This window comes from Phyllobacterium sp. 21LDTY02-6 (assembly GCF_023554255.2).
Lineage (GTDB): Bacteria > Pseudomonadota > Alphaproteobacteria > Rhizobiales > Rhizobiaceae > Phyllobacterium.
Genome location: NZ_JAMJWD020000001.1, coordinates 1,227,400 through 1,248,619, shown reverse-complemented (window position 1 = coordinate 1,248,619; position 21,220 = coordinate 1,227,400). Strand labels below are relative to the sequence as shown.

Below are 21,220 nucleotides of genomic sequence, written 5' to 3'. Positions count from 1 at the left end.
ATAACATAAGATGGTGCTATCCCTCCAAGGCGCAATTGGTGTAGCCATGAGAAATATCGATACAGCAGTCAGGATAAACGATGATTATGACGCTTGAACCGCTTGCCCGTGGCTTGGCAGTTGCATCCCTGATTGCGGCCTTGAGCGCCTGCGCCAATACGCCTCCGGCGCCGGGTGCCAGCTCGCCGCTGGTCGGCCCGGTCAATACCGGCACCTATCCGCACTTCACTCCGGACCCGAAGGGCGAGACGACTCAATTCACGCCCGAGGAGAAGACTGCGCTGCAACAGCGCCTCGCCGCCGCCAAGGGCAGGCAGGCTGGCCCGTCGGCAGACCCGGCAGCCGCGGCGCGCAAACAGGCGGAGATAAGGCAATTGCGCGAGCAGCAGGCGCAGGACCTCAAGGATATCGAGGGCCAGACGGTGGAAGGCCAATAGCCCGCCAACAGCCTGAAAACCGGTAGCTGCAAGCAGCCTGTCCGTTAATGCAACGCTGCGTTGCATTAATATCATTTGTGCGCGCACCGGCCCCAATGCAGCATCGCATTTTTCAACCTTCTGCGGTCCCCAGCCATGCCCTTGCCGATTCTCGCCCTAGCGATAGCCTCCTTCTGTATCGGAACCACCGAATTCGTGATCATGGGACTTCTGCCCGAAGTCGCCGCCGACCTGTCGGTTTCGATCCCGAGCGCCGGCCTGCTGGTCACCGGCTATGCGCTCGGCGTCGTTCTCGGCGCGCCGATCATCGCCATCGCCACCGCATCGATGCCGCGCAAGCCGGTACTGGTCGGGCTGGCCATGCTGTTCGTCATCGGCAATCTCTTCTGCGCCATCGCGCCGAACTACTGGCTGCTGATGCTGGCGCGCGTCGTGACCGCCTTTGGACATGGAGCGTTCTTCGGCATCGGTTCCGTTGTCGCGGCCAGCCTCGTGCCACGCCACAAGCGGGCCAGCGCGATCGCCCTGATGTTTGCCGGCCTGACCCTTGCCAATATTCTCGGCGTGCCGGCCGGCACGGCGCTCGGCGAAGTCTATGGCTGGCGCTCGACCTTCTTTGCCGTCGTCGTCATAGGCATTGCCGCGGTCATCGCGATCCATGTCCTGGTGCCGTCGGCGGGCGAGGGGCAGAAGGGGGCGGGCATACTCAATGAGGTCAAGGTTCTGGCCAAGCTGCAGGTCTGGCTCGCCATGCTGATATCGGCGCTGGCGTCAGGCAGCCTGTTTGCGGTCTTCACCTATATCAAGCCGATCCTGACCGATGTTTCCGGCATTTCGACCGGCAGCGTCACCTGGGTACTGCTGCTCTTCGGCGCGGGCATGACCGTCGGCAATGTGGTCGGCGGCAGGCTGGCCGACTGGAAGCTGATGCCGACGGTGTTGGCGACGCTGGTCGCCCTTGCCGTGACGCATGTCGTCCTGGCCGAGGTCGCGGGCTTTGCCACGGCGACGATCGTGCTGGTGTTCTTCTGGGGCGTCCTGACCTTCGTCATCGTTCCGCCGCTGCAGATGCGGGTGGTGGAATCGGCCGACGAAGCGCCAAACCTTGCGGCCACGCTCAATCAGGGCGCCTTCAATTTCGGCAATGCCGCCGGCGCCTGGATCGGCGGCGCCGCGCTGACGCTCGGCGTCTCCTATCAGCAGCTTCCCTTCGTCGGCGCTGCGCTTGCCGTTGTCGGCCTCGGCTTTGCGGCCTGGTCGGCATGGCTGGACAGCCGCGGGCGGCGCGCGAATACCCCGGCGGAGATCGGCGAGGTGCTCGACCAGGAGATGGCGCTCGAGCCGCTTGCGGGCGTCCAGGGCTAGCCGGCAATTCCGATGCCTGGCCCGATGTCCGCTACCCGGTTTATTGCCGCCTCCTGACCGTGCATGGATCGTTCGCAGGACCGGCCCGGATCGTTCGTAGGACCGAATGTCGCAGTTAGGATTTTAGAGGTCGGTGCGGCGAAGGAACCGGGTCACATTAATATCATTCTAAAGAGCGTTTTTAGGGTGATTTTCGATCAGAAAGTGAGAAGAATCGTGATTTTTGCTGGTGTTTTTGCAGGCTGGGCGCATATTCTGCAGCGGGTAGGGGCGGTTCAGAACGTGATTGTTGCACTTGCGTGCTTGGCGCTAACGCGCTAACCCTCGCCCAACGTCCAGCCGGAAGGTTGGCGTGGCCTGTCGCGTGTTTGCGGCGACTGTTTTTATGACATGGCATTCTTGTCAGCCTGAGTTCAATAGGCGGAAAAAGACGGATCATGAACGAGCTCTTAAGTTCCTATCTGCCCATCGTAATCTTTATCGGTGTGGCGCTGCTGATTGGTGTGGCGCTTCTTGTCGCCCCATTCCTGGTGGCATATAGCGCGCCGGACGCCGAGAAGCTCTCGGCCTATGAATGCGGCTTCAATGCTTTCGACGACGCCCGCATGAAGTTCGACGTTCGCTTCTACCTCGTCTCGATCCTGTTCATCATCTTCGATCTCGAAGTGGCCTTTCTCTTCCCCTGGGCGATATCGTTCGGCGCCGTCGGATGGTTCGGCTTCTGGTCGATGATGGTTTTCCTGGCCGTGCTGACGATCGGCTTCATTTATGAATGGAAGAAGGGAGCGCTGGAATGGGATTGACCAACAGCAATACCACCCTGGTTGCGCCGCAGCCAAAAGGTATAATCGACCCGAATTCGGGCAAGCCGATCGGCTCCGACGATGCTTTCTTCGGCGAGATAAACAATGAGCTGGCCGACAAGGGTTTCATCCTGACTTCGGCCGATGCGCTCGTCACCTGGGCGCGCACCGGTTCGCTGATGTGGATGACCTTCGGTCTCGCCTGCTGCGCCGTGGAAATGATGCACACCTCCATGCCGCGCTATGACGGCGAGCGTTTCGGCTTCGCGCCGCGCGCCTCACCGCGCCAGTCCGACGTGATGATCGTCGCCGGCACGCTGACGAACAAGATGGCGCCTGCGCTTCGCAAGGTCTACGACCAGATGCCGGAGCCGCGCTATGTCATCTCCATGGGCTCCTGCGCCAATGGCGGCGGCTATTATCACTATTCCTATTCGGTGGTGCGTGGCTGCGACCGCGTGGTGCCGGTCGATATCTACGTGCCGGGCTGCCCGCCCACGGCGGAAGCGCTGCTCTACGGCGTCCTGATGCTGCAGAAGAAGATCCGCCGCACCGGGACGATCGAGCGATAGGATGGTGACGATGTTCGAAGAAGCGCTGACCGAGCTTTCAGCCTATCTGAGCGAAAAGCCTGCGCTGTCGCTCAAATCGGTCGAGGTCGCCTATGGCGAACTCAATCTCGAGGTGGAGAGGGACGGCCTGCTCGACCTTCTGACCTTCCTGCGCGACGATGTGCAGTGCCAGTTCGTATGCCTCATCGACATTTGCGGCGTCGACTATCCGTCGCGGGTGCACCGGTTCGACGTGGTCTACCACCTTCTGTCGCCACGGCAGAACTTGCGCGTCCGCGTCAAGGTCGCGACGGACGAGGATACGCCGATACCGTCGGCGACGCCGGTCTATCCGGGCGCCGACTGGTATGAGCGCGAGACCTACGACCTTTACGGCGTGCTGTTCTCCGGCCATCCGGATCTGCGCCGGATTCTCACCGATTACGGTTTCGAGGGACATCCGCTGCGCAAGGATTTCCCGCTTACCGGTTTCGTCGAAGTTCGCTACGATGACGAGATGAAGCGGGTCGTCTACGAGCCCGTCGAATTGCGTCAGGAATTCCGTAAGTTCGATTTCGAGTCACCATGGGAAGGCACGGATTATGTGCTTCCGGGCGACGAAAAAGCGAAGCAATAGGGGGAGACAGTGGGTTCGTTCTCCAAAATCCCGCCTGTTTGCCTGAATCCTGCTTTGGATCGTCAGTTTCAAGAAATGGCCTAGCGATGACTGAACACAACGTTCGCAACTTCAACATCAATTTCGGGCCGCAACATCCTGCGGCGCACGGCGTTCTGCGCCTTGTGCTTGAGCTGGATGGCGAGGTGGTCGCGCGCGTGGACCCGCATATCGGTCTTCTGCACCGCGGCACCGAAAAGCTGATGGAAGCCAAGACCTATCTTCAGGCCGTGCCCTATCTCGACCGCCTCGATTACGTGGCGCCGATGAACCAGGAACATGCCTTCGCGCTCGCGGTGGAGCGTCTGCTCGGCCTCGAAGTGCCGATGCGCGGCCAGCTGATCCGTGTGCTTTTCTCCGAGATCGGCCGTATTCTCTCGCATCTTCTCAACGTCACCACGCAGGCCATGGACGTCGGCGCGCTGACGCCGCCGCTGTGGGGCTTCGAAGAACGCGAGAAGCTGATGGTCTTCTACGAGCGCGCGAGCGGCGCCCGCATGCACGCGGCCTATTTCCGTCCGGGCGGCGTCCATCAGGACGTGCCGGACCAGCTGATCGAAGATATCGGCAAATGGTGCGATCCGTTCCTTGAGACCGTCAAGAACCTCGACGATCTGATCACGCCGAACCGCATCTTCAAGCAGCGCAACGTCGATATCGGCGTCGTTTCGCTGGAAGAGGCCTGGGCCTGGGGATTCTCCGGCGTCATGGTCCGTGGTTCCGGCGCCGCGTGGGACCTGCGCAAATCGCAGCCCTATGAGTGCTATTCCGAGATGGAGTTCGATGTACCGATCGGCAAGAATGGCGATTGCTACGACCGCTATCTGATCCGCATGGAAGAGATGCGCCAGTCGGTTCGCATCATGCGCCAGTGCGTCGACCGGCTGCTCGGTGCCGAGAAGGTCGGGCCGGTGTCCAACACCTCCGCCAAGATCGTGCCGCCGAAGCGCGGCGAGATGAAGCGTTCGATGGAAGCGCTCATCCATCACTTCAAGCTCTATACGGAAGGCTATCACGTTCCCGCCGGCGAAGTTTACGCCGCCGTGGAAGCCCCGAAGGGCGAATTCGGCGTGTTCGTCGTCGCCGATGGTTCCAACAAGCCCTATCGCGTCAAGCTGCGCGCGCCCGGTTTCGCCCATCTTCAAGCCATGGATTTCCTGTGCCGTGGTCATATGCTGGCCGACGTTTCCGCCGTGCTCGGCTCGCTCGATATCGTATTTGGTGAGGTTGATCGTTAATGTCAGTCCGTCGTCTCGCAGAAGATAATTTCCAGCCGGGGACATTCGCGTTCAACCGCGAAAACAGCGCCTGGGCGAAGCTTGCAATCAAGAAATATCCCAAGGGCCGCGAACAATCCGCTGTGATACCGCTGCTGATGCGGGCGCAGGAGCAGGAAGGCTGGGTGACGAAGGCCGCCATCGAGCATGTCGCCGAAATGCTCGACATGCCGATGATCCGCGTGCTGGAAGTCGCGACATTCTATACGCAGTTCCAGCTGAAGCCGGTCGGGACGCGCGCGCATATCCAGGTCTGCGGCACGACGCCCTGCATGCTGCGCGGCTCGGAGGACCTGAAGAAGGTCTGCCAGAGCAAGATCCATCATGAACAGTTCCATCTCAACGAGAGCGGCACGCTGTCATGGGAAGAGGTGGAATGCCTCGGTGCCTGCGTCAACGCCCCGATGGTCATGGTTTTCAAGGATACCTACGAAGATCTGACGCCGGAGCGCCTCGAAGAGATCATCGATGCCTATGAGGCGGGCAAGGGCGCCGAACTGCCGGTAGGGCCGCAGATCGAACGGCATTTCTCCGCGCCCGAAGGCGGATTGACCTCGCTGACCGAAAGGGCGGCCAACGCCAACAAGGCATCGTCCGGCGATGCGGGAGCGGCGGCGGTGCCCCCTTCCAACGCCGCCAAGCCCGTGACCCATGCGGAGGCGACCGATCCCGCGATCAAGTCGCCATCCACGGTGAAGGCGCCGAAAGGCGCGGAAGCCGCCACGTCCACGCCTGCGCCGAAACAATCGACCACGCGGCGGACCATCAAGAACCCGCCGCTGGCAGAGGGTTCGCCTGGCGAGAAACCAACGGTACAGTCGATCGAGGCGGACCCGAAGGCCCTGTCTCTGACCGACAGGAACCGGCCGGCTGCCGTCGAGCGTCCGGCGCAGGTCGACGATTTGAAGCTGATTTCCGGCGTCGGGCCGAAGATCGAGCAGACTTTGCATGAACTGGGCATATTCACCTATGCGCAGATCGCGTCGTGGAAGAAGGCCGAGCGCGAATGGGTCGACGGCTATCTGAAGTTCCACGGCCGCATCGAGCGCGAGGAATGGGTGAAACAGGCCAAGGCATTGGCCAAGGGCGGCGAAGCGGAATACATCAGGGTATTCGGCAAGACGCCGCGATGATGAATTCGGACGCTTCCGGCGTTCGACAGGTGCACGAAGAGAATAGGACGGTGTGAAATGCTTGCTGATAAAGACCGCATCTTCACCAATATTTATGGCCTTCACGACAAATCGTTGAAGGGCGCAATGTCTCGTGGCCATTGGGACGGCACTGCCGGCATCATCGCCAAGGGCAGGGACTGGATCATCGAGGAAATGAAGGCTTCCGGCCTGCGCGGGCGCGGCGGTGCCGGCTTCCCGACCGGGCTTAAATGGTCCTTCATGCCGAAGGAAAGCGATGGCCGTCCGCATTATCTCGTCATCAATGCCGACGAATCCGAGCCCGGCACCTGCAAGGACCGCGATATTATGCGGCACGATCCGCACACGCTGATCGAAGGCTGCCTCATCGCCGGTTTCGCCATGGGCGCGCACACCTGCTACATCTATGTCCGCGGCGAATACATTCGCGAGCGCGAGGCGCTGCAGCGGGCGATCGACGAGTGCTACGATGCGGGCCTGCTCGGCAAGAACAACAAGAACGGCTGGGATTACGACATCTTCGTCCATCATGGCGCCGGCGCCTATATCTGCGGCGAGGAGACCGCGCTGCTCGAAAGCCTTGAAGGCAAGAAGGGCCAGCCACGGCTGAAGCCGCCATTCCCGGCCAATATGGGTCTCTACGGCTGCCCGACGACGGTCAACAACGTCGAATCCATTGCCGTTGCGCCGACGATCCTGCGCCGCGGCGCTTCCTGGTTCTCCAGCATCGGCCGCCCGAACAATGTCGGCACCAAGCTGTTCATGGTCTCGGGCCACGTCAACCGTCCCTGCACGGTCGAAGAGGCAATGGGCATCCCGTTCCGCGAACTGATCGAGAAGCATGCTGGCGGCATTCGCGGCGGCTGGGACAACCTGCTGGCGGTCATCCCCGGCGGCGCATCCTGCCCGGTCGTCCCCGCGGCGGACATCATCGATTGCCCGATGGATTTCGATGGCCTGCGCGGGGTGAAATCCTCCTTCGGCACGGCTGCCGTCATCGTCATGGACAAGTCCACCGACATCGTGCGGGCGATTGCGCGGCTGTCCTACTTCTTCAAGCATGAGAGCTGCGGCCAGTGCACGCCATGCCGCGAAGGCACCGGCTGGATGTGGCGGGTCATGGAACGCATGGTCACCGGCAATGCCCAGAAGCGCGAAATCGACATGCTGCTCGACGTGACCAAGCAGATTGAGGGCCATACCATCTGTGCGCTCGGCGACGCGGCCGCCTGGCCGGTGCAGGGACTCATCCGTCACTTCCGCCCGGAAATCGAGCGGCGTATCGACGAGTTCTCGCGCAATGCCTCGGCCAGCCCCGTTCTCGTCGCGGCAGAGTGAGGCGGACGCCGATGAGCAAATCCCGGAACAGGACGAGCGAAGTCGATGTCATGGCGCTGCTGCCACGACAGTTCGCTCCGGCTGCCAATCTGTTCGGCCCCGTCATGGGCGCCGCGGCTGCGGCCTCGGTCGTCGGTCTCGGTGTTGCCAGCCAGTTCTGGGGGTTCTGGGCAGGTGCGCTCGCCGGCGGCCTCGACGCTGCGCGGACGGGGGAGGCCCATGTTCCGGCCCAGCCCTCGCGGGGCGAACGCGCTGACGAACTCGACCGGCTGAAACAGATGATCCGCGCCCGGCCGGATATCACGGATCAGGTGAAGACTCCGGTGCAAGCATTGGAAAAGAAAGAAGTATCGTCCGCCATTGCCGTCAAGGACGATCTGAAGCGGATTTCCGGCCTTGGTCCCAAGGCCGAGCAGGTGCTGAATGGGATGGGCATCTTCACCTATGAACAGGTGGCGGCCTGGACCTCGGAAGAAATAGCCGAGATCGATGCGCGGTTGCGGCTTGGCGGCCGTATCCGGCGCGACGACTGGACCGGCCAGGCGGCGGCGCTCGTCATATCGGATGGAGCGCGCTGATGCTGTCCGGAGAAATTGGAAGATTGTTCGACGACCAGCCGGCAGGGCTTTGCCGGGGCAGGTCGGGGACTGATATCCGCGCCTTGGTGCCGCTTGATGCCGGTACCGGTTTTGCGGATGTGCATGCAGCTTTTGAAGCGGCAACAGGTGCCGGAGAAGAATAATGGCGAAGATCAAAGTCGACGGTAACGAGCTTGAGGTACCGGATCACTACACGCTGCTGCAGGCAGCGGAAGCGGCAGGCGCCGAGGTGCCGCGCTTCTGCTTCCATGAGCGCCTGTCGATCGCCGGCAATTGCCGCATGTGCCTCATCGAGGTGAAGGGCGGGCCGCCCAAGCCTGCCGCATCCTGCGCCATGGGCGTGCGCGATCTGCGCCCGGGTCCGAACGGCGAGACGCCGGAAATCTTCACCAATACGCCCATGGTCAAGAAGGCCCGCGAAGGCGTGATGGAGTTCCTGCTGATCAACCACCCGCTGGATTGCCCGATCTGCGACCAGGGCGGCGAGTGCGACCTGCAGGACCAGGCGATGGCCTTTGGCGTCGATTCTTCGCGCTACAAGGAGAACAAGCGCGCCGTCGAGGACAAATATATCGGGCCGCTGGTCAAGACGATCATGACCCGCTGCATCCATTGCACGCGCTGCGTCCGCTTCACCACGGAAGTTGCCGGCATTTCGGAACTGGGGCTGATCGGCCGCGGCGAAGATGCCGAGATCACCACCTATCTCGAGCAGGCGATGACCTCCGAACTGCAGGGCAATGTCATCGACCTCTGCCCGGTTGGTGCGCTGACGTCCAAGCCCTACGCCTTCCAGGCGCGTCCGTGGGAGCTGAGCAAGACCGAATCGATCGACGTCATGGACGCCGTCGGTTCCGCTATCCGCGTCGATACGCGTGGCCGCGAAGTCATGCGTATCCTGCCGCGCGTCAACGAACAGGTCAATGAAGAGTGGATTTCCGACAAGACCCGCTTCATCTGGGACGGACTGCGCACGCAGCGCCTCGACCGCCCCTATGTGCGCACGAATGGCAGGCTTGTCGCAGCCACCTGGCCGGAGGCCTTCGCCGCGATCAAGGCAGCGGTTTCGGCGACGAGCGGCGACAGGATCGGCGCAATTGCCGGCGATCTTGCGACCGTCGAGGAAATGTATGCGCTGAAGCAGCTGATGCAGTCGCTCGGCTCGGCCAATATCGACGCCCGGCAGGACGGTTCGGTCCTCACCAACGCCAATGGCCGCGCGAGCTATGTCTTCAATCCGACGATCGACGGTATCGAACAGGCCGACGCCATCCTGATCATCGGCTCCAATCCGCGCTTTGAAGCGTCGCTGCTCAATGCGCGCATCCGCAAGCGCTGGCGTGCGGCGGGCATTCCGATCGCCGTCATCGGCGAGAAGGCCGACATGCGCTTCAACTACGAATATCTCGGCGCCGGGGCGGAAACGCTCGCCGATCTCGCGGCCGGTTCGCTCAAGTTCCTTTCCGTGCTGCAGAAGGCCAAGAACCCGATGATCCTGATCGGGCAGGGCGCGCTGAACCGCCCGGACAGCGCTGCGGTGCTTGGACTGGCAGCGAAGCTCGCCGCCGATACCGCTGCGATCGGCGCGGACTGGAACGGTTTCGGCGTGATCCACACGGCTGCCAGCCGCGTCGGCGCGCTCGACATCGGCTTCGTGCCCGGCGAAGGCGGCAAGACGGTCGCCGAGATGAAGGATGCGATGGACGTCGTGTTCCTGCTCGGCGCGGATGAATTGAACTGGGGCGACCGGTCCGCCGAGGGCAATAGGGCCTTCACGGTCTATATCGGCACGCATGGCGATCAGGGCGCGCACAATGCCGACGTGATCCTGCCGGGCGCCGCCTATACGGAGAAGTCCGGAACCTATGTGAATACGGAAGGACGGGTGCAGATGGCGGCCCGCGCCGGCTTCGCGCCCGGCGACGCCAAGGAGGATTGGGCGATCCTGCGCGCCCTGTCGGATGTACTTGGCCAGAAGCTGCCCTTCGACTCGCTCGCGGCGCTGCGTGCCCGTCTTTACGGCGAATATCCACACCTTGCGGCAATTGATACGATTGAGGCTGGGAACCCTGACGATATAAGGAAGCTGGCGAGCGTGACCGGGCCTGTCGACAAGACCGGTTTCGTTTCGCCCGTCGCCGATTTCTACCTGACCAACCCGATCGCACGTGCCTCGGCTGTCATGGCCGAATGTTCCGCGCTCGCCAAGGGCGGCTTCAAGCAGGCAGCCGAATAGGCGGGAAGAGACTGATATGGAAGATATATTCGCAACCTACATCCTGCCGTTTCTGATCATCCTCGGGAAGTCGCTCCTGCTGCTGGTCGTGATGCTGCTCATCATCGCCTATCTGCTTTATGCGGATCGCAAGATCTGGGCGGCGGTACAGCTTCGTCGCGGCCCGAATGTGGTCGGGCCCTTCGGCCTGCTGCAATCCTTCGCCGACCTTCTGAAATTCGTCGTCAAGGAGCCGATCATCCCGTCGGGCGCCAACAAGGGCATCTTCCTGCTCGCGCCGCTGGTGTCGTCGGTTCTCGCCATGGCGGCCTGGGCCGTCGTTCCGGTGAATGAGGGCTGGGCGGTAGCCAATATCAATGTCGGCATTCTCTACGTCCTGGCGATCTCCTCGCTGGAGGTCTATGGCGTCATCATGGCCGGCTGGGCCTCGAACTCGAAATATCCGTTCCTCGGCGCGCTTCGCTCGGCGGCGCAGATGGTGTCCTACGAGGTGTCGATCGGCTTCGTCATCGTCACCGTTCTCCTCTGCGTCGGTTCGCTCAACCTGACCGATATTGTCCTGTCGCAGAAGGACGGACTGGGCACGATGGTCGGCCTGCCGAACAGCTTCCTCGACTGGCATTGGCTCGGCCTGTTCCCGATGTTCATCATCTTCTTCGTCTCCGCCCTTGCCGAGACCAACCGTCCGCCATTCGACCTGGTGGAAGCCGAGTCGGAGCTCGTCGCCGGCCACATGATCGAATATTCGTCGACGGCATTCCTGCTGTTCTTCCTTGGTGAATATGTCGCCATCGTGCTGATGTGCGCCCTGACCACCATCATGTTCCTCGGCGGATGGCTGCCTCCGGTCGATGTATGGTTCCTCAACTGGGTGCCGGGCGTCGTCTGGTTCCTGCTCAAGCTGTTCTTCTGCTTCTTCATGTTCGCCATGGTGAAAGCATTTGTTCCGCGCTATCGCTACGACCAGTTGATGCGCCTCGGCTGGAAGGTGTTCCTGCCAATCTCGCTCTTCATGGTCGTCGCCACCGCGGCCTTCCTTAAAATAACGGGTCTTACGCCATGAGTTCGCTTGCACAAGCTGCAAAATCACTCCTGCTTCTGGAATTTGTCGGCGCATTCTTCTTGTCGATGCGGCAGTTCTTCGCGCCGAAGGCGACGCTGAACTACCCGTTCGAAAAGGGGCCGCTCAGCCCGCGCTTCCGCGGCGAGCATGCGTTGCGCCGCTATCCCAATGGCGAGGAACGCTGCATCGCCTGCAAATTGTGCGAGGCGATCTGCCCGGCACAGGCGATCACCATCGAGGCCGGCCCGCGCCGCAATGACGGAACGCGCCGCACCGTCCGTTATGACATCGACATGGTGAAGTGCATCTATTGCGGTTTCTGCCAGGAGGCTTGCCCGGTGGATGCCATCGTCGAGGGGCCGAATTTCGAATTCGCCACCGAGACCCGCGAAGAACTCTACTATGACAAGGAGAGGCTTCTGGCGAATGGCGATCGTTGGGAACGCGAACTGGCGCGCAACATAGCATTGGATGCGCCTTACCGCTGAGTGTGCGTGCGCGCTTGTGTCCTTCCAAGGTAGCTTCTACCGAGGGGAAACTTGCGCTAAGAGGCGTGAAAATTTGGAAGGTCGGTCCGCCCGTGGCGGAGCGGCTGTGAGAATGGCAGTTCATGCTGCCGGATTGGAAATCGAGGAAACCCATGCTGACAGGTATAGCGGCGGCGTTTTTCTACCTCTTCGCCTTTATAACGATCGCCAGTGCTTTCATGGTGATCGCGGCCCGCAACCCCGTACATTCCGTACTGTTCTTGATCCTGGCATTCTTCAATGCGGCGGGCCTGTTCCTGCTGACTGGCGCTGAATTCCTGGCAATGATCCTGCTGGTCGTCTATGTCGGCGCCGTTGCGGTTCTCTTCCTCTTCGTCGTCATGATGCTCGACGTGGATTTCGCGGAACTGAAAAGGGGAGCGCTGCAATATGCGCCCATCGGCGCGCTCGTCGGCATCATTCTCGCTGCCGAGCTCATCGTCGTCCTGGCCGGATCGGTCTTCGCGCCCAATGTCGCTTCGGTCGCCGTGCAGCCATCGCCGGATGCCGCGACACGCAGCAATACGGCGGCGCTCGGCGATATTCTCTACACGGATTACGTGTACTTCTTCCAGATCGCCGGGCTTGTCCTGCTGGTCGCGATGATCGGCGCCATCGTGCTGACCTTGCGCCACAAGGAAGGCGTCAAGCGCCAGAACATAACGCAGCAGGTCCGCCGCACGCCGGAAACGGCGATCGAGGTCAAGCAGGTCGAAACAGGCAAGGGTATTTGATTATGGAAATCGGTATCGCACATTATCTCACGGTTTCGGCGCTGCTCTTCACGCTCGGCATCTTCGGTATCTTCCTGAACCGCAAGAATGTCATCGTCATCCTGATGTCGGTCGAGCTCATCCTTTTGGCCGTGAACCTGAATTTCGTAGCTTTTTCGGCTGCTCTCGGCGATCTCGTCGGGCAGATCTTCGCATTGTTTGTCCTGACCGTGGCTGCCGCCGAGGCGGCGATCGGTCTTGCAATTCTAGTCGTGTTCTACCGCAATCGGGGGTCGATTGCCGTGGAAGACGTCAACATGATGAAAGGTTGACGGGGACATGCTGTACCTGGCGATTGTCTTCCTTCCGCTTGCCGGTTTCCTGATAGCGGGCCTGTTCGGCGCGTCGATCGGCGCCAAGGCGAGTGAATATGTGACGACGGGCCTGCTGATCGTCGTGGCGATCCTGTCGTGGGTCGCTTTCGTGACGGTCGGCCTCGGCCATACCGAGGCTTTCAAGGTACCGGTGCTTCACTGGGTCGAATCTGGCTCGCTGAGCTTCGACTGGGCCTTGCGCATCGACACGCTGACGGTGGTCATGCTTGTCGTGGTGAACACGGTGTCCGCGCTGGTGCATGCCTATTCCATCGGCTACATGCACCATGATCCGCATCGCCCGCGTTTCTTCGCCTACCTGTCGCTCTTCACCTTCGCCATGCTGATGCTGGTCACTGCCGACAACCTCGCGCAGATGTTCTTCGGCTGGGAAGGCGTCGGCCTTGCCTCCTACCTGCTGATCGGCTTCTGGTTCAAGAAGCCATCGGCCAATGCCGCGGCGATGAAGGCCTTCATCGTCAACCGCGTCGGCGATTTCGGCTTCCTCCTCGGCATCTTCACGCTGTTCGTGCTTTTCGACACGGTGCAGTTCGACACGCTGTTCTCGGCGGCGGCACAATACCTGCCGGCTGAAGGCGCTGCCGGCGGCGATGCCGTCGTGCTGAATTTCCTCGGCTACAGCCTCGACAAGCAGGGTGCGATCACGGTTGCGGCCTTGCTGCTGTTCATGGGCGCCATGGGCAAGTCGGCGCAGTTCCTGCTGCACACCTGGCTTCCGGACGCCATGGAAGGCCCGACGCCCGTCTCGGCGCTGATCCATGCCGCGACGATGGTCACGGCCGGCGTCTTCATGGTGGCGCGGCTTTCGCCGATCTTCGAACTGTCGCATACGGCGCTGATCGTCGTGACGGTCGTCGGCGCAACCACGGCGTTCTTCGCCGCGACGGTGGGCCTGGTCCAGAACGACATCAAGCGCGTCATCGCCTATTCGACCTGCTCGCAGCTCGGCTACATGTTCGTTGCGCTCGGGCTCGGTGCCTATGGCGCCGGCATCTTCCATCTGTTCACGCACGCCTTCTTCAAGGCGCTGCTGTTCCTGTGCGCCGGTTCCGTCATCCATGCGGTTTCGGACGAGCAGGACATGCGTCACATGGGCGGCCTGCGCAAATACATCCCCAAGACCTATTGGATGATGATCATCGGCACGGTCGCGCTGACGGGCCTCGGCATTCCGGGCACCATCATCGGCACGGCAGGCTTCTTCTCGAAGGACATGATCATCGAATCGGCCTTCGCGTCGCACAGCCCGGTCGCCGGCTATGCCTTCATCCTCCTCGTGGTGGCGGCGATCTTCACCAGCTTCTATTCATGGCGCCTGATTTTCATGACGTTCCACGGCCAGCCGCGCGCCAGCCATGACGTCATGCACCACGTGCACGAATCTCCCTATGTCATGCTGGTTCCGCTGTTCATTCTCGCCATTGGCGCGCTGTTCGCCGGTGTCGTCTTCCGCGAGTATTTCTTCGGCCACGAATATGCCGAGTTCTGGAAGGGCGCGATCTATACCGGCCCGGAAAACGAGATCCTGAGCGAGTTCCACCACGTGCCCTTCATCGTGGCCGCGTCGCCGTTCCTGGCGATGGTCGCGGGCTTCCTCGTGTCCTGGTACTTCTATATCCGCTCGCCGGAAACCCCGAAGCGCCTGGCCGAGCAGCATCACGGGCTCTATCAGTTCCTGCTCAACAAATGGTACTTCGACGAACTCTATAATTTCATCTTCGTCCGTCCGGCCATGGCTCTCGGCAAGTTCCTGTGGAAGCGCGGCGATGGCTGGCTGATCGACGGGCATGGTCCCGACGGGATTTCCGCCCGCGTCGTCGATGTCACCAACCGGGTCGTGCGCCTGCAGACCGGCTACCTTTATCACTATGCGTTCGCGATGCTCATCGGGGTCGCCGCACTCGTCACGTGGATGATGCTCGGGAGCAACTTCTGATGACCGACTGGCCAATTCTTTCTACCGTAACATTCCTGCCTCTGGTCGGCGCCTTCCTCGTCCTCATGATCCGCGACGACAGCGATGTCGCGCGCCGGAACATCCGCAATGTCACGCTGTGGACGACGATCATCACGTTCCTGCTGTCGCTGCCGATCTGGTACTATTTCGACAATAGCGAGGCAGGCTTCCAGTTCGTCGAGAAGTTCGACTGGCTGGACTCCGGCATCTCCTATCACATGGGCGTCGACGGCATTTCGGTGCTGTTCGTCATTCTGACGACCTTCCTCATGCCGCTGTGCATCCTTGCCAGCTGGGAGGCCATCCAGAACCGCGTGAAAGAGTACATGATAGCGTTTCTCATTCTCGAGACGCTGATGATCGGCGTGTTCTGCGCGCTCGACATCGTGCTCTTCTACGTCTTCTTCGAGGCGGTACTGGTTCCGATGTTCATCATCATCGGCGTCTGGGGCGGCAAGCGGCGCGTCTATGCGAGCTTCAAGTTCTTCCTCTATACGCTGCTCGGTTCGGTGCTGATGCTGCTCGCCATCATGGCGATGTACTGGCAGGCCGGCACCACGGACATCCCGACGCTGCTCGCCTATTCCTTCCCGGTCTCGATGCAGACCTGGCTGTGGCTCGCCTTCTTTGCTTCCTTCGCCGTGAAAATGCCGATGTGGCCCGTCCACACCTGGCTGCCGGATGCGCACGTCGAAGCGCCGACGGCCGCCTCGGCCATCCTCGCCGGCATCCTGTTGAAGCTCGGCGGCTACGGCTTCCTGCGCTTCTCGCTGCCGATGTTCCCGATCGCTTCGGCCGACTTCGCGCCGCTGATCTATACGCTTTCCGTCGTCGCGATCGTCTATACGTCGCTCGTCGCGCTGATGCAGGAAGACATCAAGAAGCTGATCGCCTATTCGTCCGTCGCCCATATGGGATATGTGACGATGGGCATATTCGCGGCGAACGAGCAGGGCATCCAGGGTGCGCTGTTCCAGATGCTGTCGCATGGCCTCGTTTCGAGCGCGCTGTTCCTGTGCGTCGGCATCGTCTACGACCGCACCCATACGCGTGATATCGCGGCCTATGGCGGCCTCGTGAACAACATGCCGAAATATGCCGTGGTCTTCCTGATCTTCACGATGGCCAATGTCGGACTGCCCGGCACCTCGGGCTTCATCGGCGAATTCCTGGCGCTGATGGGCGTGTTCCGCGTCAATAGCTGGGTGGCGCTGTTTGCCACGACGGGCGTGATCTTCTCCGCGGCCTATGCGCTCTGGCTTTACCGGCGCGTGGTGTTCGGAAGTCTCGACAAGGAGAGCCTGAAGGCGCTTCTCGACATGACGCCGCGCGAAAAGGCCGTGATCTACCCGCTGGTGATCCTGACGATCTTCTATGGCGTCTATCCGATGCCCGTCTTCGATGCCACGGCGAGTTCCGTCCACGCACTGATCAATCAATACAATAACGCGCTATCCACGGCTGCCACGCTGGCGCTGAAATAGCAGGAGAGGCCAAGGCCGATGCAGACCGATATGATTGCAAACCTTTCGCTGATGGCGCCCGAATTGCTGCTCGCAATCGGGGCCCTCGCTCTCCTGATGGTTGGAGCCTTCGCCGGCGAGAAATCCTATAGCCTCGTCAATGGCCTCAGCATTGCCGTCCTGTTGCTGGCGCTCGCCCTGGTTGTCGTGTTCCCGCAAGACGGGCACGTCTTCGGCCGTGCCTTCATCTCGGATTCGTTCGCGCGCTTCATGAAAGTATTGACCCTCGTCGGATCGGTGGTGACGCTGATCATGTCGTCGGGCTTCGCGAAATCGGAGAAGTTCGACAAGTTCGAGTTCCCGATCCTCGTCCTGCTGGCGAATGTGGGCATGCTGCTCATGATTTCCGCCAATGACACGCTTTCGCTCTATCTCGGCCTCGAGCTTCAGTCGCTTGCGCTCTATGTCGTCGCCGCGATCAATCGCGACAGTGTCCGTTCGACGGAAGCCGGCCTGAAATATTTCGTCCTCGGCGCGCTGTCCTCGGGCATGCTGCTCTACGGTATTTCGCTCGTCTACGGCTTCACCGGCCATACGGGCTTCGAGGGCATCGCGCAGTCGCTGGCCGGCGGCGAACGGCCGCTCGGCGTGGTGTTCGGGCTGGTCTTCATCTTTGCCGGACTGGCATTCAAGATTTCGGCCGTGCCGTTCCACATGTGGACGCCGGACGTCTATGAGGGCGCGCCGACCCCGGTCACCGCCTTCTTCGCCAGCGCTCCGAAGATGGCTGCCATGGCGCTGCTGACGCGCGTCGCGGCGGAGACGTTCCAGCCGATCACCGCCGACTGGCGCCAGATCATCGTCTTCATCGCCATTGCCTCGATGGTCCTCGGCGCCTTTGCCGCCATCGGCCAGCGCAATATCAAGCGGCTGATGGCCTATTCCTCGATCAGCCACATGGGCTATGCGCTCGTCGGCCTTGCCGCCGGCACCGCTGTCGGCGTGCGCGGCGTCGCCATCTACATGCTGATCTATCTCGTCACCACGCTCGGCACTTTCGCCTTCATCCTGGCGATGCGCCGCAAGGACGGCAATGTCGAGCAGATCAGCGATCTTTCCGGTCTTTCCCGCACCAATCCGATCATGGCCACCATCCTGACCATCCTGATGTTCTCGCTGGCCGGCATTCCGCCGCTCGCGGGCTTCTGGGGCAAGTGGTACGTGTTCCTTGCCGCGATGCAGGCCAATCTCTATGCGCTGGCCATCATCGGCATCGTCGCTTCGGTCGTCGGCGCGTTCTACTACCTGCGTATCATCAAGATCATGTGGTTTGACGAACCGGCAGGCGGCTTCGTACCCGTGGCCGGCGAGTTGCGCCTCGTGCTCGGCGCATCCGGCCTGCTGGTCCTGTTCTACGTATTGGTTGGCGGTCCCGTCAGCACCTACGCGGAAGCAGCGTCCCGCTCGTTCTTCTAGGTCCGGGGATGGGCTTCACGCTATCGCCGCTGGCGCAGCAGAACGGTTTCAGGCTTGAGGCATTCGATGCGATAAGCTCGACCAATGCCGCGGGCCTGGAGCGCGGGCAGGCCGGGGAGCCCGGCAAATTATGGATCGTATCGAAGAACCAGGCCAGCGGCCGCGGCAGGCGGGGGCGGGCATGGTCTTCGCCCACGGGCAATCTCGCCGCATCGCTGCTGCTGACCGATGGCCTCGAACTGCGCAACGCCGCAACGCTCGGCTTCGTCGCCGGGCTCTGCCTCATCGAAGCACTGGACGCGGTAGCGCCGCCGGCCGTGACCGCGACAGTGGATTTCAGGCTGAAATGGCCGAATGATCTGCTTGCGAATGGCGCGAAGCTCGCCGGCATCCTGCTTGAATCGACGCAGTTGCCCAATGGCCGCCTCGCGCTCGTCATCGGCATCGGCGTCAATGTCGTCGCCTTTCCGGAGGGCCTGCCATATCCGGCCGCCTCGCTGCGCGGCCTCGGCATCGACTGCGATGCCGAGACGCTGTTCCTGGCAATGTCCGACAGCTGGCAGGAAAACTTCGCGCGATGGAATGGCGGGCAGGGGCTTGCCGCCATACGCCGGCGCTGGCTCGAACGGGCGGCGGGTATCGGCGGCGAAGTCGCCGTTCGAATGGACGGCGGGGTGGTACATGGTGTATTCGAAACTATTGACGACGATTGCCAGTTTGTCATTCGCGAGAGTGATGGCCGTCGTTTGAAGATTGCAGCAGGCGATGTCCATTTTGGCGCTATCGCTTCGGCACATGCCGATTGAATTATGTTCTAGGAGTTTAGATGGCACATTCCGATCAAGCGGAGCTTGTATTTCTGCCCTTGGGTGGTGTTGGCGAGATCGGCATGAACCTTGCAATGTATGGCTACGGTCCCGCCCATAAGCGGGAATGGGTCGTGGTCGACATGGGCGTGAGCTTCGCCGGGCCGGACCTGCCCGGCGCCGACCTCATTCTGCCGGATATCCGCTTCCTGCAGGCCGAGCGGAACAATCTGCGCGGCATCGTCATCACCCATGCCCATGAAGACCATTATGGCGCCTTGCTCGACCTCTGGCCGCTGCTGAACGTCCCGGTCTATGGCACGCCGTTCACCGCCGGCCTGCTGGAGGCCAAGCGCCAGTCCGAACCGGGTGCTCCGAACATTCCCGTTACGGTCTACAGGGCCGGCGAGACCTTCCAGGTCGGCCCGTTCGAATTCGAGGCGATTGCCGTCACCCACTCCATTCCCGAACCGGTCTCGCTGGCGATCAAGACACCGCTCGGCACCGTGATCCATACGGGCGACTGGAAGATGGACCCCGAGCCGGCGCTTGGACCGCTTATCGATGAGCGGCGCTTCCGCGCGCTTGGCGATGAGGGCGTGCTGGCGCTGATGTGCGATTCGACCAATGCCTTGCGCGATGGCGAATCTCCCTCGGAACGTGAAGTCGGCGAGAGCCTGCGCGAGATCATCGAGCGGGCGCGCGGGCGTGTGGCGATCACGACCTTTTCGTCCAATGTCGGGCGCATTCGCTCCATAGCGCTGGCTGCGCGCGATGCCGGGCGCCAGACCCTCGTGCTCGGCCGCTCGATGAAGCGGATGATCCAGGTCGCCAGCGAACTCGGCTATCTGGACGGCGTGCCGGAATTCCTCAGCGAGGATGATTACGGCTATATACCGCGCGAGAATATCGTCGTCGTGCTGACCGGCAGCCAGGGCGAGTCCCGTGCGGCGCTGGCCAAGCTTGCCCGCGACGAGATGCGCAGCGTGGCGCTGTCGCCGGGCGATACGGTGATTTATTCGTCGCGCGCCATTCCCGGCAACGAGAAAGCCATCATCGACACCAAGAACATGCTGATCGAGCAGGGCATCCACATCATCTCCGATGGGGATGAACTGGTGCATGTGTCCGGCCATCCGCGCCGCAACGAATTGAAGCGGATGTATGAATGGGTGCGGCCGCGCATCCTGGTGCCGGTTCATGGCGAGGCGGCCCATCTGGTCGGGCAGGGCTCCCTTGCCGCCATGGCCGGCATTCCCGAGGTTCCGCAGGTGCGCAATGGCGATGTCCTGCGGCTGGCGCCAGGCCGGCCTGAAGTCATTGACCAGGCTCCCTTCGGCCGGCTGTTCAAGGATGGCAAGCTGATCGGCGACGAGGAAGAAACCGGGATCAGCGAACGCCGCAAGCTCTCCTATGTCGGGCATGTGGCGGTGTGCATGCTGCTCGATGCCAAGTACAACATATTGGAAGATCCGGAGGTCGTGCCCTATGGCGTGCCGGAGACCGATGCCGAGGGCGAACTCTTCGAGGACCTCTTCTACGACGTGACCGTCGAGGCGGTGCAGAGCATACCGCGCGAGAAGCGGCGCGATCTGGCGATGGTGCGCGAAGCGATCCGCCGGGCCGTACGTTCGGCTGCCAACGAGGTCTGGGGCAAGAAGCCCGTCGTTACCGTCTTCGTCACGCAGGTTTGAGAGGCGTCATGCTCGGCAGGTTGAATCACGTCGCGATTGCCGTTCCCGATCTGGCGGCGGCCTGCGCGACCTATCGCGACATGCTGGGCGCCGAACTCTCGGAACCGGCCGCTCTGCCGGAGCATGGCGTCACGGTCGTTTTCATCGATGTCGGCAATACGAAGATCGAACTGCTGGAGCCCCTGGGCGCCGACTCGCCCATCGCCGCCTTCCTGGCGAAGAACCCTTCCGGCGGCATGCACCATGTCTGCTACGAAGTGCCCGATATCGCGGCCGCCCGCGATCAGCTAAAACAGAAGGGAGCGCGGGTTCTCGGAAATGGCGACCTGAGGATCGGCGCGCATGGCAAACCCGTTCTTTTCCTTCACCCGAAGGATTTCAACGGCACCCTTATCGAGCTGGAGCAGGAATAATGCCAGTTGCAACGGCGATGGCCGTCTATTTCATCTTCTGGTGGCTCGTGCTTTTCACCATGCTGCCGATCGGCCTGCGCACGCAGGCGGACGAGGATGATGTCGTTCTCGGCACCACCCCGAGCGCACCGCACAAGCACCGCATGGGCAGGATATTCCTGCTGACGACGATCGTTACGACAATTGTTTTCGCGATCTTCTACATAGTCAACGAAAAGCTCGGCTATGGCGTCGGCGACCTGCCGATCTTCTTCCCGACGCTTGACTGATTGAACCC

At 61.6% G+C, this 21,220-nt stretch carries 22 protein-coding genes; all 22 read left to right on the top strand.

Annotated elements, in window-relative coordinates; translation table 11 throughout:
- Window positions 1-80: 80 nt before the first annotated feature.
- The 22 genes from M8997_RS06040 to M8997_RS05935 all read left to right on the top strand — a co-directional run bounded on the left by M8997_RS06040 (window position 81) and on the right by M8997_RS05935 (window position 21,212).
- On the top strand, window positions 81-437 hold the full coding sequence (locus M8997_RS06040) for a hypothetical protein (RefSeq protein ID WP_250018624.1): 357 nt from the start codon (window positions 81-83) through the stop codon (window positions 435-437).
- Window positions 438-572: 135 nt separating this feature from the next.
- Entirely contained in the window at window positions 573-1,802 is a 1,230-nt protein-coding gene (locus M8997_RS06035) for an MFS transporter (RefSeq protein WP_250018625.1), read from the top strand.
- 437 nt (window positions 1,803-2,239) lie between these two features.
- Window positions 2,240-2,605, top strand: coding sequence for an NADH-quinone oxidoreductase subunit A (locus tag M8997_RS06030; RefSeq protein ID WP_250018626.1), 366 nt, complete (start codon window positions 2,240-2,242; stop codon window positions 2,603-2,605).
- Window positions 2,596-3,177, top strand: coding sequence for an NADH-quinone oxidoreductase subunit B family protein (locus M8997_RS06025; protein WP_250018627.1), 582 nt, complete (start codon window positions 2,596-2,598; stop codon window positions 3,175-3,177). The genes M8997_RS06030 and M8997_RS06025 overlap by 10 nt, the downstream gene beginning before the upstream one ends.
- 10 nt (window positions 3,178-3,187) lie before the next feature.
- Window positions 3,188-3,793, top strand: a complete 606-nt coding sequence (locus M8997_RS06020) for an NADH-quinone oxidoreductase subunit C (protein ID WP_250018628.1) — start codon at window positions 3,188-3,190, stop codon at window positions 3,791-3,793.
- Between the two features lie 86 nt (window positions 3,794-3,879).
- Complete coding sequence (locus M8997_RS06015; protein ID WP_250018629.1) at window positions 3,880-5,070, top strand: NADH-quinone oxidoreductase subunit D; 1,191 nt, start codon at window positions 3,880-3,882, stop codon at window positions 5,068-5,070.
- The gene (locus tag M8997_RS06010) at window positions 5,070-6,242 is read left to right on the top strand and encodes an NADH-quinone oxidoreductase subunit E (protein WP_250018630.1); all 1,173 of its coding nucleotides are present in this window, start codon (window positions 5,070-5,072) and stop codon (window positions 6,240-6,242) included. Before M8997_RS06015 ends, M8997_RS06010 begins: the two co-directional genes overlap by 1 nt.
- A 57-nt stretch (window positions 6,243-6,299) precedes the next feature.
- Window positions 6,300-7,601 (top strand): NADH-quinone oxidoreductase subunit NuoF, encoded by a 1,302-nt coding sequence (gene nuoF / locus M8997_RS06005; protein WP_250018631.1) that lies wholly within the window; start codon window positions 6,300-6,302, stop codon window positions 7,599-7,601.
- A gap of 11 nt (window positions 7,602-7,612) precedes the next feature.
- Complete coding sequence (locus M8997_RS06000; RefSeq protein WP_250018632.1) at window positions 7,613-8,179, top strand: hypothetical protein; 567 nt, start codon at window positions 7,613-7,615, stop codon at window positions 8,177-8,179.
- Complete coding sequence (locus M8997_RS05995; RefSeq protein WP_250018633.1) at window positions 8,179-8,343, top strand: hypothetical protein; 165 nt, start codon at window positions 8,179-8,181, stop codon at window positions 8,341-8,343. The genes M8997_RS06000 and M8997_RS05995 overlap by 1 nt, the downstream gene beginning before the upstream one ends.
- The gene (gene nuoG / locus M8997_RS05990) at window positions 8,343-10,436 is read left to right on the top strand and encodes an NADH-quinone oxidoreductase subunit NuoG (protein WP_250018634.1); all 2,094 of its coding nucleotides are present in this window, start codon (window positions 8,343-8,345) and stop codon (window positions 10,434-10,436) included. Before M8997_RS05995 ends, nuoG begins: the two co-directional genes overlap by 1 nt.
- A gap of 16 nt (window positions 10,437-10,452) precedes the next feature.
- Window positions 10,453-11,499, top strand: coding sequence for an NADH-quinone oxidoreductase subunit NuoH (gene nuoH, locus M8997_RS05985; RefSeq protein ID WP_250018635.1), 1,047 nt, complete (start codon window positions 10,453-10,455; stop codon window positions 11,497-11,499).
- The gene (gene nuoI / locus M8997_RS05980; RefSeq protein WP_250018636.1) at window positions 11,496-11,987 is read left to right on the top strand and encodes an NADH-quinone oxidoreductase subunit NuoI; all 492 of its coding nucleotides are present in this window, start codon (window positions 11,496-11,498) and stop codon (window positions 11,985-11,987) included. The genes nuoH and nuoI overlap by 4 nt, the downstream gene beginning before the upstream one ends.
- A 152-nt stretch (window positions 11,988-12,139) precedes the next feature.
- Complete coding sequence (locus tag M8997_RS05975) at window positions 12,140-12,760, top strand: NADH-quinone oxidoreductase subunit J (protein WP_250018637.1); 621 nt, start codon at window positions 12,140-12,142, stop codon at window positions 12,758-12,760.
- A gap of 2 nt (window positions 12,761-12,762) precedes the next feature.
- Window positions 12,763-13,071 (top strand): NADH-quinone oxidoreductase subunit NuoK, encoded by a 309-nt coding sequence (nuoK, locus tag M8997_RS05970; protein WP_099999304.1) that lies wholly within the window; start codon window positions 12,763-12,765, stop codon window positions 13,069-13,071.
- A 7-nt stretch (window positions 13,072-13,078) separates the two neighbouring features.
- Window positions 13,079-15,070 carry an NADH-quinone oxidoreductase subunit L gene (nuoL, locus tag M8997_RS05965; protein WP_250018638.1) on the top strand — a complete coding sequence of 664 codons (1,992 nt, stop codon included), beginning with the start codon at window positions 13,079-13,081 and terminating at the stop codon, window positions 15,068-15,070.
- Window positions 15,070-16,575, top strand: coding sequence for an NADH-quinone oxidoreductase subunit M (locus M8997_RS05960; RefSeq protein WP_250018639.1), 1,506 nt, complete (start codon window positions 15,070-15,072; stop codon window positions 16,573-16,575). The genes nuoL and M8997_RS05960 overlap by 1 nt, the downstream gene beginning before the upstream one ends.
- An 18-nt stretch (window positions 16,576-16,593) precedes the next feature.
- Entirely contained in the window at window positions 16,594-18,030 is a 1,437-nt protein-coding gene (gene nuoN / locus M8997_RS05955; RefSeq protein ID WP_250018640.1) for an NADH-quinone oxidoreductase subunit NuoN, read from the top strand.
- Between the two features lie 8 nt (window positions 18,031-18,038).
- The gene (locus tag M8997_RS05950; protein WP_250018641.1) at window positions 18,039-18,836 is read left to right on the top strand and encodes a biotin--[acetyl-CoA-carboxylase] ligase; all 798 of its coding nucleotides are present in this window, start codon (window positions 18,039-18,041) and stop codon (window positions 18,834-18,836) included.
- Window positions 18,837-18,856: 20 nt separating this feature from the next.
- Window positions 18,857-20,530 (top strand): ribonuclease J, encoded by a 1,674-nt coding sequence (locus M8997_RS05945; protein WP_250018642.1) that lies wholly within the window; start codon window positions 18,857-18,859, stop codon window positions 20,528-20,530.
- A gap of 8 nt (window positions 20,531-20,538) precedes the next feature.
- A complete protein-coding gene (mce, locus tag M8997_RS05940) occupies window positions 20,539-20,943 on the top strand; it encodes a methylmalonyl-CoA epimerase (RefSeq protein ID WP_250018643.1) in 405 nt (134 codons plus the stop codon).
- Window positions 20,943-21,212, top strand: a complete 270-nt coding sequence (locus M8997_RS05935) for a DUF1467 family protein (RefSeq protein WP_250018644.1) — start codon at window positions 20,943-20,945, stop codon at window positions 21,210-21,212. The genes mce and M8997_RS05935 overlap by 1 nt, the downstream gene beginning before the upstream one ends.
- The last annotated feature ends 8 nt before the right edge of the window (window positions 21,213-21,220 follow it).